This window comes from Herbidospora sp. RD11066, from assembly GCF_054661255.1.
This window is the reverse complement of sequence record NZ_BAAGDO010000008.1, coordinates 160,164-175,242: the sequence shown is the minus strand read 5'-3', so window position 1 is coordinate 175,242 and position 15,079 is coordinate 160,164. Positions and strand designations below refer to the sequence as shown.

Below are 15,079 nucleotides of genomic sequence, written 5' to 3'. Positions count from 1 at the left end.
GGGTGGCGGGAGCGGGTGGTGGGCGCCGGGTGCGGCGCGGTGCGGAGGCGGCGGGCGGGGCCGGGGTAGGCGGAGCCGTAACGGAAGAAGAGGCTCTTAGGCTCCTTTGTTCTCGCCCAGGTTGCGTTCGGCCCAGGCGGTGATGTCGCGGCGCTCGATGGCGGCGGCCATGAGGTCGGGGAAGGCGTCGGGGGTGCAGGCGAAGGCGGGGACGCCCATGGCCGCGAGGGCGGCGGCGTTCTCGTGGTCGTAGAAGGGGGCGCCCTCGTCGGACAGGGCCAGCAGGACGATCACCTGGACGCCGGCCGCGGCAATGGCGGCCACGCGCTTCAGCATCTCGGCGCGGACGCCGCCCTCGTAGAGGTCGCTGATGAGAATGAAGATCGAGTTGGCCGGGCGGGTGATGAGGCCCTGGGAGTAGGCGATGGCGCGGTTGATGTCGGTGCCGCCGCCGAGCTGGGTGCCGAAGAGGAGTTCGACGGGGTCGTGGAGCTGGTCGGTCAGGTCGACCACGGCCGTGTCGAAGACGACCAGGGACGTCTTCAGCGACCGCATCGACGCCAGAACCGCCCCGAACACGCTCGAATAGACCACCGAGGCGGCCATCGAACCGCTCTGGTCGATGCAGAGCACCACCTCGCGCTGGACCGACTGCTGCTTGCGGGCGTAGCCGATCAGCCGGGCCGGGACGACCGTGTTGCGGTCGGGGAGGTAGTTCTTCAGGTTGGCGCGGATCGTGCGGTCCCAGTCGATGTCGGCCGGGCGCCTCGGCCGGTTGGTGCGGGCGGCCCGGTTGAGCGCGCCGGTCACCGCCGCGCGCGTGCGGTGCTGGAGTTTGCGTTCCAGTTCGTGGACGACCTTCCGCACCACCACCCGCGCCGACTCCCTGGCCTTCTCGGGCATCACCCGGTTCAGCGACAGGAGGGTGCCGACGAGGTGGACGTCGGGTTCCACCGCCTCGAGCATCTCCGGCTCCAGGAGGAGACGGCTCAGGTCGAGGCGGTCGATGGCGTCCTTCTGCATGACCTGGACGACCGTCGACGGGAAGTAGGTGCGGATGTCGCCCAGCCAGCGGGACACCTTGGGGGCCGAACCGCCCAATCCGGCTGATCGGGGTGACGATTCGCCGCTGCCGTCGAGGTCGTAGAGGGCGGCCAGGGCGGCGTCCATGCCGGCGTCGTTGCCGGACAGGCCGCCGAGGCCACCGCCGGGGGCGTTGTCGGCCTCGCCACCCAGGACCAGCCGCCAGCGGCGGGCCCGCTCGTCGTCGTTCAGGTCCATCACACGCTCCCCAGGATTCCCATGACGGTGCGCACGGCCGGGGCGGCGCGGTCGTCGTCGTACACGATGTCCTTCTCGGCGGCCGAGCCCGAGCGGATCCGGCTCGCGATCGAGCGGCGCTCCGGCGGCGCGAAGGAGCCGAAGGTGCGCCGCAGCAGCGGCAGGACCTCGACGAACGCGTCGCCGCGCAGGCCCATGAGCCAGTCGTCGACCATCGCCAGCAGGCGCGGGTCGTGGATCAGCAGCAGGCCGCCGCCCGACAGGAACCCCTCGATCCACGCGGCGGCCCGCGCGGGCGGGTGGGCGATCGACACGGCCCGCGACATGCGCGCGTCGGCGTCGCCGAGCCGGTCGGCGTCGAACAGGATCCGGACGATCCGGCCCTCGACGACCCCCGGCAGGCCGGTGCGGTCGGCGAGGGTGCGCAGGGCGGCCAGCCAACGGTCCCTGCCCTCCTCCAGCAGCGCGGACGCACTGGTCACGGCGTCGATGTGGACGACCATGCCGCGCGCGTTCTCGTCGTCGAGCCCCGAGACGGCGGCGGACAGACCGGCGCAGACCCGGGCCAGCAGCGACGTGGCGATCACCGCGAGACCTTCGGCCGGGGTGCCCCGGACGTCGCCGTACCGCTGGGCGCGCACCAGCGCGGGCAGCGCGGCCATGAGGTGACGGATGTCGGTGTCGACGGCGGCCCGGTCACTGATCGCGGCGAGCACCGACGGCAGCGACCCCGGCAGGTCGGCGAGCAGCGCCCGCTCCACCAGCCCGGTCAGGTCGGCCAGCGCGGCCCCCTCCTTGGCGGCCAGCTCGGCGATCCTGGCGGTCGCGGCGGCCGGGACGGTCACGCCGAGCGGCGCCGCCTCGATGAGCGAGACGTCGAACTCGGGCCGCCACTGGAGCGCCCACGCCTCCTTGAACGTGCCCTTCCCGCGCGTCTGCCGGGGTTCGCCCCACGGCACGCCGAGGAGCCTGAGGCGGTGCAGCAGGCGGCTGCGGTCGAGGTCGAGCGGTTTGCGCAGGTCGAGTTCGAGCTCCCGGTCGAGCGCCTCGGGCTTGAGCCGGAGGCGTTTCTGCTCCTCGCGGAGGTGCCGCTGGAGCGGCACCATGGGCGTGGAGTCGGGGACGTGTCCGAGCCGCTCCCCCACGACCATGCGCCGCTGGATGAGCTCGACGGGCAGTTCGTCGCCCTCGCACAGCACCGCCCGCGCCGCCTCGGTGACCTCGGCGAGCCCCGCGAGCGGCCGGTCACGGATCACCGCGAGGCTCTGCGCGAGCCGGACCGACTCGATGACGTGGGCCGACGAGACGGGGATGCCCTCGTCCCTGAGCACTCCGGCCGCTTCGGTGAGCCACCGCTCGACGGGGCGGTCGGGGGTGGCGAACAGATGGGAGTACCAGCCCGGGGAGGTGACCCCGGCGCCGTATCCGCTCCAGTGGGCGAGCCTGCCGTGGGTCCACGGCACCCAGGTCATCTCGGCCTTGACCTTGGGCAGCCCCTTGAGGATCCGGTCGTCGGCGACGGCGGGGCCGATCGTGGCCAGCGCCGGGACATGCCACGCGCCGCACACGACGGCGATGTTCGTGAACCCTTCCTTCATGGCGACGCGGATAGTCCTGCGCATGTACGCCTCACGCCGGGCCTCCCGCTCGTCGGGGGTGTAACCCTCGCGGACGGCACCCATGGCCTCGGCGATGACCTCGAAGGGGGTGTCGCCTCGGTGCTCGACGGCGTCCTCCCACCACCGCTCGGGATCGTCGTAGCCAGCGGCCTCCGCGAGCGCGGCGATGGGATCGACGCGGACGACCTCTCGGGGGATGTCTCCCGCTTCGGCGGGGTTGCCGGTCGCCACGCCCCGAACCCGCTTCATGCCGTGGGCGACATTTCCGGCTTCGGGAAGGTGGGCGCCGTTCGCGTGGCCACGCGCCCTATCGGCCGGCCCGTGCTTCGCCTCTGAACTTTCAGATTCGGCGTCTTCGGGGTCCTTCTCCGCCAAGGAATGCGCCGCCGGAAGGTCGCAGAAGCGGGCCGGGATGCCTGCCTCCGCCGCGTACTTCAGCGCCTGCCATTCCGGGGAGAACGTCGCGAAGGGCCAGAAGGCCGCTTTGGTCGGGTCGCCCGGTACGTGGGCCAGCAGGGCGACCGGGGGTTCCATGTCGGGGTCTGCGGCCAGGGCGACCAAGGCGTCGGCCTCGGGTGGGCCCTCGATGAGCACGATGTCGGGCTTCAGGCGGGCGAGTTCGGCCACCACGGCGCGGGCGGAACCGGGGCCGTGGTGGCGGACGCCCAGCAGGGTGATCGTCATCGGGTCAGCCGGCGTCGCGGCAGGCGCGGTAGAAGTCACGCCACTCCTCCCGTTCCCGGACGACCGTCTCGAGGTACTCCTGCCAGACCACCCGGTCGGACACCGGGTCCTGCACGACCGCGCCGACGATCCCGGCCGCCACGTCGGAGGGCCGCAGCACGCCGTCGCCGAAGTGGGCCGCCAGGGCGATGCCACTGGTCAGCACCGAGATCGCCTCGGCCGTCGACAGGGTTCCGCTGGGCGACTTGACCTTGGTGCGGCCGTCGGTGGTCACCCCGGAGCGCAGCTCGCGGAAGACCGTCACCACGCGGCGGATCTCCTCCAGGCCCGCCGGGGTCTCCGGCAGTTCGAGCGACCGGCCGAGCTGGGCGACCCGGCGGGAGACGATCTCGACCTCCTCCTCGGCCGAGGCCGGGACGGGCAGCACGACCGTGTTGAAGCGGCGCCGCAGCGCGCTCGACAGCTCGTTGACGCCACGGTCGCGGTCGTTGGCGGTGGCGATCACGTTGAAGCCCTTGGCCGCCTGCGTCTCCTCGTTGAGCTCGGGGATCGGCAGCGTCTTCTCCGACAGCACGGTGATCAGGGCGTCCTGCACGTCGGAGGGCATGCGGGTCAGCTCCTCGACCCGGGCCAGGCGGCCCTCGGCCATCGCCCGCATCACCGGGCTCGGCGTCAGCGCCTCACGTGAGGGGCCCTCGGCGAGCAGGCGGGCGTAGTTCCAGCCGTAGCGGACGGCCTCTTCCGCGGTGCCCGCCGTGCCCTGGACCAGGAGGGTCGAGTCGCCGGAGATCGCGGCGGCGAGGTGTTCGGACAGCCAGGTCTTGGCGGTGCCGGGGACGCCGAGCAGCAGCAGCGCCCGGTCGGTGGCCAGGGTGGCGACGGCGACCTCGACGATGCGGCGCGGGCCGATGTACTTCGGGGTGATCAGGCCGCCGGGGTGGTCGGGGTCGCCCAGGATGTACGTGGTCACCGCCCACGGCGACAGGCGCCAGCCGGGCGGGCGGGGCCGGTCGTCGTGCTTGGCCAGGACGGCCAGCTCGTCGGCGTACTGGTCTTCCGCGTGGGGCCGCAGCACGGTGGGGGTCGTCACGAGAACTCCTTGATCATGTCGGAACGGAAGCGGAGCAGGGCGGCGGCGGTGTGCAGTTCGCCGATGTCCGGCAGCTGGTCGAGGTCGTAGTGGCCGGTCGGGTCGAGGCGTTCGCCCGCGAGGCGGGCCAGTTCGCCCGCGTTCCACGGCTGGCTGGAGGCGATGTCGGCGACCCTCTGGAGCACGGCGGCCGCCAGCGGCCCGCTCCACGGCCCCGGCACCCCGCCGAGCATCATGATCAACTGGCCGTCGACGTTCCCGGCCCGGACGATCTCGGCCGCCCGCCACGACCTTTCGTCGGGCGGCAGGACGGCGAGCAGGTCGGTCAGCGGTTCGACGTCGAACAGGGCGCGGGCCCAGACGGGGTCGTCCTGCAGGATGGCAGCCCGGATCCAGCCCATGTGGATCTCCCTGGCCCAGTCGCCGATCGTCATCCTGACCAGCTCGGCGGGCTCGGCCCCCAGGTGACCGGGCCAGAACCCCAGCGGCGTGTGCGCGACGACCTGCTGCAGCCACCAGCTGCGCGGCCCGGTGCCCGCCGGCGGCCGCGACCGGACACCGTCGCGCTCCATGACGGAGTCGCACGCCGTCGGCGCCACGGCGGCCAGCCGGGAGCCGTCGCGGGTGAGCAGCGCGGCGGCCCGTTCGGCCATGCGGGTGCCGAGCCGGGAGTCGGGCAGCTTGGTGAGCAGGTCGGCGGCGGCCTGCCGGACCTCCCGGCGCCGGTCGTCGAGGGCCTTCTCGAGGAAGGGCTCGTCGGCCATGGTCAGCCCGTCGGCCAGCACGCCGATGAAGACGGCCCGGTCGTCGGGGTTCTCCTTGCCCCAGTTGACCTGGAGGAGCTCCCTGGCATCGGCCGGGGAGGCCTGGCGCAGCGCGGCGAGGAAGGCCTGGCGGTCGCCGCGCGTGCCGAACTCCCAGGGCCCGTGATCGAGACCTTCGGGGGCGAGCACGTCGTGGCCGGAGCTCTCCTGGAGCAGGTAGCTCCACTCGGCGTTGAACGCGGCGAGCCAGCGCCCCCGGGCCCCGGCGACGGCGGCGAGGTCGGCACGGATCGACTTGTCGCGCGCCCCGGCGGCCAGCAGCTGCGGCAGCAGCCGGGCCGGGACCCGCAGCGGCCGGCGCGCCGCCAGCGCCAGCCATTCGGGCAGGACGCGGACGAACTCCCCGCCCAGCATCCGGGCCAACCGGTGGGCGGCCAGAGCCGGGACCAGAGGCGTGGTGTCGGCGGGCGCCTCGGCCAGCGGGCTCCCGCCACCGGGCTGCTCCCCCGCCCGCCGGGCGACCACCTGGGCGGCGGCCTGTTCCAGCAGGTCGAAGGGGGTGTCGGTGCCCCGGCGCTCGGTGCCGACGAGCGCGGTGGAGACGAGCTCGTTCCACCCTTGACGCCGGTCGAGCCGATCAGACGGATTCACGAGACCTCCTCATCGGAACGGCAACGGTCAGGTCGGCAAGAGACGACCACGTCACGAACGGCCACCGCTTTCCCCGCGCCCTGGTTTCCCACGCCCAGAGCACCCGCGCCTTGGGCACCCACGCCCTGGCTTCCCACGCCCCGGGCACCCGCGCTCTGGTTTCCCGCGCCCCGGGCACCCGCGCTCTGGTTTCCCGCGCCCCGGGCACCCGCGCTCTGGTTTCCCGCGCCCCGAGCACCCGCGCCCCGGCTTCCCGCGCCCCGAGCACCCGCGCCCCGAGCACCCGCGCCCCGGCTTCCCGCGCCCCGAGCACCCGCGCCCCGGCTTCCTGCACCCCGGGCACCCGCGCTCTGGTTTCCCCCGCCCGGTTTCCCGCGCCCTGGGCACCCGGCCCGGTCGTCGGAAGCTCAACCGACCCGCGGCGGGCCCTCTGCGGGCCCGATCGGATGTTGCTCACAGGACCACCACCTCGTCGTTCTCGTCCCACGTCGTGAGGGGGCGCAGGCCATCGGGAGTCCATTCGACGGCCACCGTCACCGGTTGGCCGCCCGAGACCGCGACCAGCTTCCAGGGGTCACCGGCCGACGGATGCAGCCGCAGCCCCTGGCCCGAGTCGCCCATCAGGCACCATTCCTTCCCATCGCGACCGACCCGGGCGCCGGTGATCACTAAGGGCCACGATTCCGTCCACGGATCGCGGGTCAGCACGTCGGCGATCAGTTGCGGGACGCCCTCGACGGTCACCCCCGACGACGGCGTTTTGGCCGGGACGCTGGGGCCGTAGCGGTCGGCGATGAGGGCGCGCAGCGGTGCGGCGCCCGGGTAGTAGGAGACGTCGGCGTCGATCCGAGTGCCCAGGACGAGGGACGCGTCGAGGGGCTGGCCCGGCGGCGCGAACGACAGCACGAGGGCCACCCGGCCGGTCGCGCGGCCGTGGAGCCAGACCCGCCGGGACAGCAGGCGGTCGCGCTCCTCGTCGCGCAGGGCGATGACCTGCCATTCGTCGCGGATCGGCGGCAGGGCCAGCACGGTCTCCTTGGCCACCTGGTAGCCGACCCGCTGCCGCACGGTCTCGCGCAGGTCGCCGGGCAGTTCGGCGGCCCGGCGGTGGGCGACGGCCAGCAGGTGGACCATGGCGTATTCGCCGAGGAGGCGGCCGGGCCAGTTCTCGTCGCGGAAGACGCGGGTGAGGCCGGTGAACGTGCCGGCCAGGCCGGGCGCCTGGGCGTCGACCAGGCGTTTGGCCAGGTCGCTCCACTCGGACAGGCCGGTCTGGCGGGCGTCGGACAGGCCACTCGCGACCTGGTCGGACAGCCAGCGTTCGAGCTCGGACAGCCCGGCCGCGACGCGTTCCTCACGCTGCCGAGCCCGGTCGTCGTTTTTTTCCGAGGGCTTGTCGGCAGCCGCTTTCTTCTCCACGGCCTTCGCGGCCTTCTCGGCCCGTTGGGACAGCCATTCGGCGGCCCATGGGGAGGGGGTGTCGGCGGGCGGCACGCCGTCGGCCGACCACAGGAGGAGCAGGCCCAGCGCGTGTTTGCACGGGAACTTCCTGCTCGGGCAGCTGCAGCGGTAGGCGGGCTCGGACAGGTCGACGCACGCCTGGTAGGGCTTCGACCCGGATCCGGCGCACTCGCCCCACAACGCCGATCCGGACACGCCCATGGCGGACCACTTCCTGGGCGCGCTCACCCCGTTGGCCGCCTTCTGCGAGGCGGCGTCGGGCGCGAGCGCCAGCACCTGGTCTCGACTCCATCGTTCGGTCACGCGCCGCACCCTAGCCAAGCCGGGCGACAAAACGTTGATGATCACCAAGGACTGTCGGGGTGACGTGCCATACTCGCAGCGTGGTGGGCCGAAAGACACAAACCGGGCTCGTCGGACGGGCGTACCAGCTCGACCGGCTGTCCCGGGTGCTCGACGCCGCGACCGGCCGGATGGCCGGGGTGGCGCTCGTCGGGGGCGACGCGGGCATCGGCAAGACGCGGATCGTGCGCGAGCTGACGGCGATCGCGCGGGAGCGCGGGTTCACCGTGCTGGTCGGTCAGTGCGCCGAGCTCGGCGACGCGCTGCCCTATCTGCCGCTCGCCGACGCGCTGCGCAGCCCGGAGGTCGCCGGGGCCCTCGAATCGCGCCCGGTTCTGCAACGGCTGCTGCCGGGGGCCGACACCGGCGGGTCCGACGCGCTGAGCGGGGCCCTGGCGCAGCAGCGGCTCTTCGGGGCCACGTTGAGCCTGCTGGGCGAGCTGGCCGACCGGGCGCCGACCCTGATGGTGTTCGAGGATCTCCACTGGGCCGACCACTCGACCCGTGACCTGCTGGTCTTCCTCACCCGCATGTTGCAGCGGGAGCGGGTGGCGCTGCTGGGGACGTACCGGACCGATGATCTGCACCGCCGCCACCCGCTGCGGCCGGTGCTCGCGGAGCTGCAGCGGCTGCCGCTGGTGGTGCCGGTCGAGCTGCCGCCGCTCGACGACGACGCGATGGCCACCCACCTGAGCACTCTCGGCGGTGGCAACGCCGGGCTGATCGGCGGGGTCGTCGGGCGGGTCGGGGGGAATCCGTTCTTCGCCGAGGAGCTGTTCCAGGCGGTCGCGAGCGGTGACCGGCTGCCCGCGACCCTCGCCGACCTGCTGATGGCACGGGTCGAGGGGCTGTCCGACACGGCCCAGCAGGTGCTCCGGGTGGCGGCGGTGGCCGGGCGGCGGGTCGACCACGACATGCTGCGGGCGGCGGCCGGGCTCGCCGACGGGCCACTCGAAGAAGCCTTGAGAGAGATCGTCTCGCGCGGGCTGCTCACCGTCGACCAGCACATCGGCTACGACTTCCGCCACGCCCTGCTCCAGGAGGCGGTCTACGACGACCTGCTGCCGGGCGAGCGCACCCGCCTCCACATGACGTTCGCGGCGCTGCTGACCGCCTCGGGCGGCCGGGCCGCCGAGCTGGCCCACCACTATTCGGCCGCCCACGACGTACGCGGCGCGCTGATCACCTCGCTGGAGGCGGGCCGCCGGGCGGCCGACATGGGCGCCCCCGCCGAGGCCCACCGGCATTTCGACCGGGCGCTGGAGGTGTGGGAGCAGGTCCCCGACGCCGAGGCGCTCACCGATCTGACCCGCACCCGCCTGATCCTCGACAGCGCCGCCGCCGCGGCCGACAGCGGCGACAACCACCGGGCCATCGCCCACCTGCGGCGGCTGCGCCAGCTCGTCACCGAGCCGCAGCTCGTGGCCGAGACCAACGAGCGCCTGGCGTGGTACCAGGCCGACGGCGACGACTTCCACGGCATGGCCGAGGCGTCCGAGGCGGCGGTGACCGCCGTCGACACCGGCCCCGAGACGCCGATGCTGGCCCGCGCCCTGGCCACCCACGCCCGCACTCTGTGGATCGTCGACCGGATCCCCGACGCCCGCGCGTCGGCCGCCCGCGCTCTCGAGGTGGCCCGCCGCACCGGGTCGATCGACGCCGAGACGGCCGCGCTGGTCTCGCTGGGCATCCACTCCGAGGCGCTCGGCGACCTCGACCGGGCCGAGGAACTGCTGTCGATGGCGGCCTCCACGGCGTCGGGTTCGGTGTCCAACCATCTGCGGGCCCGCTTCAGCCACGGCCGCCTGCAATACGAGCGGGGCGACCTGGAGGCGGCGGCGAAGTCGGCCGAGCTGGGGTTGCAGGTGGCCCGCGAGAACGGCCTGATGTGGAGCACGTTCGGCACCGACCTGCGGTTCCTGCGCTACCTGATCTCCTACGCCGACGGCGACTGGGACGCCGCCGAGCAGAAGGCCGCCATGTTCGGCGTCCGGGTCGGCACCCCGCCGGAGGCGATCCTGTCGTCGTTCGCCCTGTTCGTCGAGGTCGGCAGGGGCCGCCAGGTGGCGGCCGAGCGGCTGCGCTGGCTGGAGCCGTTCTGGGGCGCCGACGACCTGGTGACCTACATGACCCGGGGCATGGCCGCCGAACTGGCCCTCTGGCAGGGCGACCCGGCGACGGCGCTGACCCACGTCGACGCCGTCGTGGCCGTCCAGCAGCCCAGCGACTCGGGCCTGATCCGCATCTCCGCCACCGGCCTGGCCGCGCTGGCCGACCTCCCCCACGGCGACCCGGCGAAGGCGCGCGGCGACGAGTTCGTCGAACGCGCCCGCTATGCCGCCACCCACGGCCCCACCGGCCTGCGCAACCAGCTCGGCCCCGAGGGCCGCGGCTGGGCCGCCCGCGCCGAGGCCGAATGGCACCGCCTCAACGGCACCGCGACGCCCGAGATCTGGGAGCGCGCCCTGACCGCTTTCGCCGGCGGTTTCCCCTACGAGCAGGCCCGCACCCGCCGCCGCCTGGCGGAGGTCCTCCTGGAGGCGGGCGACCGCGACCGCGCCCGCACCGAATGGGAGATGGCCATCGCCGTCGCCGACCACCTGGGCGCCGCCCCCCTCCGCCACGCCCTCGAAGTGCTCGGCCGCCGCGCCCGCTTCAGCCCACGAGATCCGGCCGAGCCCGTTCCGGCGAGCGTCCTCGACGCCCTGACCGGCCGCGAACGCGAGGTCCTGGCCCAGGTGGCCGCCGGCCGCTCCAACCGCGAGATCGGCGAACGCCTCTTCATCAGCCAGAAGACGGCCAGCGTCCACGTATCGAACATCCTGGCCAAACTGGGCGCGACCACCCGAACCCAGGCCGCCGCCATCGCCCACCAGGAGGGCGTCACCGCCGCAGACTGACCACACGAAAAGGTGAGGCGGCCAGATCAGACGGTATTTCGCCGTCGTGAACACAGTCCCGCGCCAAAGCGGGGTCTCGCGCCAAAGTTGAGGTCCCAGGCCAAGGTCCCGCGCCGAAGTTGAGGTCCCGCGCCAAGGCCAAGGTCCAGCGCCAAGTTCAGGTCCCCCGCCAAGGCCAAGGTCCCACGCCAAAGCCGAGGTCCCGCGCATCCTTGTTTTTCTTTACGGCTCCCGCCCACCCCCGAACGCCACGACCCCCTGCGCACTGCGGCAGCCCACCCAAACGCCGATGATCGATACCCTCGAACCGGTCAGCCGCCGTGTCCCAGGAGGAACCGTGACGCAGAAGCCGCCGTTGGCCGAGGAGTTCGGGCTGGAGCCGCATCCCGAAGGGGGCTGGTTCAGGGAGACCTGGCGGTCGCCGGTGATGTTCTCGCCCGAGGGCTACGACGGGCCCCGGCACAGCGCCACCGCGATCTACTTCCTCCTCGAACCGGGCGAGGAGTCGGCCTGGCACGTCGTCACGTCGGCCGAACTCTGGTTCTGGCATCGGGGTGGGCCGCTCGTGCTCACCTTCGGTGGAGACGGTGAGCACCCGGAGGCCGGGGAGAGCGTCGTGCTAAGTCCGGAGCGGCCGCAGGTGCTGATTCCGCCGGGTGTCTGGCAGGCGGCCAAACCCGCGGGCGACGAGGGTGTGCTGGTCAGCTGTGTGGTCTCCCCCGGGTTCGAGTTCGCCGACTTCAGGATGGCCGACTAGCGGCCCGCGATGAGGTGGGTGAGGCCGTCGAGGATGCGCTGGAGCCCGAAGGTGAAGGCGTGGTCGGGGTCGTACATGCCCTGGTGGGTCTCACCCGCGGTGCTGCCGACGCGGACGGCGAGCGGGAAGCGGGCGGGGTCGAAGACCCTGGCCAGGAGCGGCGCGTTGGCGGTCCACCACTGCTCGTCGGACATGGCGCTGTCGCGGGCGGCGGCCTGGGTGTCGAGGTCGGCGCGGGCGTTGGACTGGACGAAGCCGAGCAGGAAGGTGAGGGCGGCGTCCATCTCGACGTCGTCGAGCCCGAGGCCGTCGAAGGCGGCCAGTTCGTGGTCGTATTTGGCCATCAGGCCCGGTCCTAGCGGCGGGCGGGCGGTGGGCAGGGTCGCCACCCAGTGGTGGCGCCGGTAGAGGTCGCGGTTCTCGTGCGCGACGGCCGCCACTTTCACCTGCCATGAGGCGCCGGGGTGGTCGGTGCGCGGCATCCGCAGGTAGGCGGCGTCGAGCATGAGGTCGAGCAGCTCCGCCTTGCCGGGGACGTAGGTGTAGAGCGTCATCGGGGTGACGCCCAGCCGCTGGGCGACGCTGCGCATGGTCAGGGCGTCGAGCCCGCCGGTGTCGGCGAGTTCGGTGGCGGCCGCCACGACGCCGTCGACCGTCAGGCCCTGCTTTGGTCCGCGCCGGGAGCCTCCCTGCCCGGGTTCGCGCCACAGCAGCTCCAGGGTGCGGGCCGGGTCGCCCTCGCCGGTTCGTTCCTTGGTCATGCGCACCATCTTTTCGCCTGCGACGCCCTCCTCTCACTCTGTACGTCGTATATAGTACGTCGTACAGAGATAAGGAGCCCCCGTGAAGATCACCGCCACCGCCGTGTCCCTGACCGTCGACGACGTGCCCGCCTCCGCCGCGTTCCTGGCCGCCCACTTCGGATTCCAGGAGGTCATGGCCGCCGACGGCTTCGCCTCGCTGGTCCGCGACGACGCGGTCAACGTGATCTTCCTCCGTCGCGGCATCGAGGTCCTGGCCGAAGGCATGAGGGATCAGCACGCCGCGGGCGTCATCACCGCGTTCACCGTCGACGACCTGGACGCCGAATACGAGCGGCTCCAGGCCGAGGGCGTCGCCGTCACGATGCCGCTGCGCGAGGAGCCGTGGGGTGAGCGGCTCTTCCAGGTCACCGACCCGAACGGGGTGATCTTCCAGCTCGTCAGCTGGAGGGGGTGACCCGGCCGTGGAGGTGCATGTCGTGCCAGCCGTCGGCGTGCAGGGTCGCGCTGTGCAGGACGCCCTCCAGGACGTAGCCCGTACGTTCGGCCACCCGGCACGACGCCGTGTTGGTGACCGCGTGGCGGAGTTCGATGCGGTGGAGGCCCAGGTCGTCGAGGGCCCAGCGGGTCATCTCCGCCACGGCGGCCGTGGTCGCGCCCCGGCCCCGGCCCTCGGGGAGGGTCCAGTAGGCGGCTTCGGCCAGGCCCAGTTCGAGGTTGACCGAGCGGAGGGCGACCCGGCCGAGGGTCAGGCCGTCGCGTTCGACGATCCAGGTCGCGCCGGTCTCCAGCGTCCAGCGGGCCCGCCAGCGGGCGATCACGGTGGCGGCCCTGGCGTGGTCGGCCTCGTGTTCCAGGTTCCACAGGCGGATGTCCGGATCGGCGAAGGCGGCCATGACGATTGGCTCGTCGCCCGATTCTCGGAGGGGACGCAGGAGCAGGTCTCCGGTGCGCAGCGACGGCTGGGGCCGGTCGCGCATGGCACCGGCGGGGACGACCTCGGGAATGACGTACACCCGCCCATCCTGCCGTCCGGAATAGGGTGAACAGCACCAGCACGACGAGGAGGCCGCTAGTGACCCGGCAGATCGTTTCCGTCATCGGGGGCAAGGACGAGGCGTCCGGAACGCCGTATCTGTCCACCAACCCCGCCCGGCTCACCCAGGTCGTCGCCGAGGTGACGCTGGCCGATGCGGCGACGTTCGCGGCGGCGTGCCGGAGCGCGGCGGGGGCGCAGAAGGAGTGGGCCGCGGTTCCGGCGCCGGTGCGGGGGCGGGTCATCGCGTCGATCGGGCGGCTGGTGGAGGCCAACGCCGAGGCGCTGGCACGGCTGGTCACCGACGAGATCGGCAAGCCCTACGCCGAGGCGCTCGGCGAGGTGCGGGAGATCGTCGACACCTGCGACTTCTTCATCGGTGAGGGGCGGCGGCTCTACGGGCAGACCGTCCCGTCGGAGATGCCCGACAAGAACCTGTTCACGTTCCGCACCCCGGTCGGGGTCGCGGCGATCGTCACCGCCGGGAACTTCCCCGTCGCGGTGCCCTCCTGGTATCTGGTGCCGGCGCTGCTGTGCGGGAACGCGGTCGTGTGGAAGCCGGCCGAATACGCCGCCGGGTCGGCCGCCGCGCTGCACCGGATCTTCACGGCCGCCGGGCTACCCGACGGGGTGTTCAACATCGTCTTCGCCGACGGCGAGCAGACCTACGCGGGCCTGGAGACGGCCCTCGGCGAGGGGACCGTCCACAAGGTCGGGTTCACCGGTTCCTCCGAGGTCGGCCGCAAGATCGGCGAGCTGTGCGGGCGGCACCTCCAGTCGCCGTGCCTGGAGCTCGGCGGCAAGAACCCGATGGTCGTCATGCCCGACGCCGACCTGACCCTGGCCACCGAGGGCGCCCTGTTCGCCGGGTTCGGCACCGCCGGTCAGCGCTGCACCTCGCTCGGCACGGTGATCGTCCACGAGTCGATCCACAGCGACTTCGTCGCCCGGTTCACCGCCGCCGCGCAGTCGGCCCATGTCGGCGATCCTGGGCGGAAGGTGCTGATGGGGCCGATGCTCGACCAGAAGTTCGCCGATCGCTACGAGGAGTTCCTGACCTGGATCGGCGACCACCACACGGTCACCGGCCCGGTCGGCCGGATCACCGAGTCGAACCCGTGCGGTCACTTCCTCGGCGACGACCCGAACGAGGGCCTCTTCTACCACCCGGTGATCGTCGACGGCGTCCGCCCGACCGACCGCCTGTTCCTGGAGGAGACCTTCGGCCCGATCGTCGGCGTGACGACCTTCTCGACCCTCGACGAGGCGATCGAACTGGCCAATCTGCCCGGATACGGCCTGTCGTCGTCGATCTACACCCGCGACCCGCAGGCGGCGTTCCGCTTCCGCGCGGGGGTGTCGGCGGGCATGGTCAGCGTCAACAACTCGACGTCGGGCGCCGAGGCGCACCTGCCCTTCGGCGGCAACGGCAAGTCGGGCAACGGGAGCCGCCAGTCGGGCATGTGGGTGCTGGACCAGTTCACCCGCTGGCAGGCGATGAACTGGGACTACTCGGGGCGGTTGCAGAAGGCCCAGATGGATGTGGCCGAGATCGTCCCGGACCTGGAATTCAAGATCTAAAAGCCTCTTCTTCCGTTACGGCTCTCGCCCACCCCGGCACCGCCCACCGCCTCCGCACCTCGCCGTATCCGGCACCGACCACCCGCTCCCGCCTCGCACCGCAATGAAAAGGTCCGGCCCCCACGCCGGAGCCGGACCTTTTCAGATCAGGT

12 protein-coding genes are annotated in these 15,079 nt (G+C 72.7%); 4 read left to right on the top strand and 8 right to left on the bottom strand.

What is annotated here, in order from left to right:
- Positions 1-96: 96 nt before the first annotated feature.
- The 6 genes from ACYQ78_RS28210 to ACYQ78_RS28185 are packed head-to-tail and all read right to left on the bottom strand — an operon-like array spanning position 97 to position 7,853.
- The gene (locus ACYQ78_RS28210; protein WP_459803960.1) at positions 97-1,281 is read right to left on the bottom strand and encodes a VWA domain-containing protein; all 1,185 of its coding nucleotides are present in this window, start codon (positions 1,279-1,281) and stop codon (positions 97-99) included.
- Positions 1,281-3,584: a DUF5682 family protein gene (locus ACYQ78_RS28205; protein ID WP_459803959.1), complete on the bottom strand. Its 2,304-nt coding sequence runs from the start codon at positions 3,582-3,584 to the stop codon at positions 1,281-1,283. The genes ACYQ78_RS28210 and ACYQ78_RS28205 overlap by 1 nt, the downstream gene beginning before the upstream one ends.
- A 4-nt stretch (positions 3,585-3,588) precedes the next feature.
- A complete protein-coding gene (locus ACYQ78_RS28200; protein ID WP_459803958.1) occupies positions 3,589-4,674 on the bottom strand; it encodes an ATP-binding protein in 1,086 nt (361 codons plus the stop codon).
- A complete protein-coding gene (locus ACYQ78_RS28195; protein ID WP_459803957.1) occupies positions 4,671-6,089 on the bottom strand; it encodes a DUF5691 domain-containing protein in 1,419 nt (472 codons plus the stop codon). The genes ACYQ78_RS28200 and ACYQ78_RS28195 overlap by 4 nt, the downstream gene beginning before the upstream one ends.
- Positions 6,076-6,546 (bottom strand): hypothetical protein, encoded by a 471-nt coding sequence (locus ACYQ78_RS28190; RefSeq protein WP_459803956.1) that lies wholly within the window; start codon positions 6,544-6,546, stop codon positions 6,076-6,078. Before ACYQ78_RS28190 ends, ACYQ78_RS28195 begins: the two co-directional genes overlap by 14 nt.
- Positions 6,543-7,853, bottom strand: coding sequence for an SWIM zinc finger family protein (locus ACYQ78_RS28185; RefSeq protein ID WP_459803955.1), 1,311 nt, complete (start codon positions 7,851-7,853; stop codon positions 6,543-6,545). The genes ACYQ78_RS28190 and ACYQ78_RS28185 overlap by 4 nt, the downstream gene beginning before the upstream one ends.
- 80 nt (positions 7,854-7,933) lie before the next feature.
- Here ACYQ78_RS28185 and ACYQ78_RS28180 point away from each other — a divergent pair, with 80 nt between their 5' ends.
- Both ACYQ78_RS28180 and ACYQ78_RS28175 read left to right on the top strand, forming a co-directional pair.
- On the top strand, positions 7,934-10,792 hold the full coding sequence (locus ACYQ78_RS28180; RefSeq protein ID WP_459803954.1) for a helix-turn-helix transcriptional regulator: 2,859 nt from the start codon (positions 7,934-7,936) through the stop codon (positions 10,790-10,792).
- Between the two features lie 337 nt (positions 10,793-11,129).
- The gene (locus ACYQ78_RS28175; protein ID WP_459803953.1) at positions 11,130-11,549 is read left to right on the top strand and encodes a cupin domain-containing protein; all 420 of its coding nucleotides are present in this window, start codon (positions 11,130-11,132) and stop codon (positions 11,547-11,549) included.
- Here ACYQ78_RS28175 and ACYQ78_RS28170 read toward each other — a convergent pair.
- Entirely contained in the window at positions 11,546-12,310 is a 765-nt protein-coding gene (locus ACYQ78_RS28170; RefSeq protein WP_459803952.1) for a TetR/AcrR family transcriptional regulator, read from the bottom strand. The two genes, ACYQ78_RS28175 and ACYQ78_RS28170, sit on opposite strands and share 4 nt — an antisense overlap.
- Positions 12,311-12,392: 82 nt before the next feature.
- On the opposite strand from ACYQ78_RS28170, the gene ACYQ78_RS28165 reads away from it, so the two are divergent.
- On the top strand, positions 12,393-12,767 hold the full coding sequence (locus tag ACYQ78_RS28165) for a VOC family protein (protein WP_459803951.1): 375 nt from the start codon (positions 12,393-12,395) through the stop codon (positions 12,765-12,767).
- On the opposite strand, the gene ACYQ78_RS28160 is transcribed toward ACYQ78_RS28165, so the two are convergent.
- Complete coding sequence (locus tag ACYQ78_RS28160) at positions 12,751-13,326, bottom strand: GNAT family N-acetyltransferase (protein WP_459803950.1); 576 nt, start codon at positions 13,324-13,326, stop codon at positions 12,751-12,753. The genes ACYQ78_RS28165 and ACYQ78_RS28160 overlap by 17 nt on opposite strands.
- A gap of 59 nt (positions 13,327-13,385) precedes the next feature.
- On the opposite strand from ACYQ78_RS28160, the gene ACYQ78_RS28155 reads away from it, so the two are divergent.
- Positions 13,386-14,927, top strand: coding sequence for an aldehyde dehydrogenase family protein (locus tag ACYQ78_RS28155; RefSeq protein WP_459803949.1), 1,542 nt, complete (start codon positions 13,386-13,388; stop codon positions 14,925-14,927).
- The last annotated feature ends 152 nt before the right edge of the window (positions 14,928-15,079 follow it).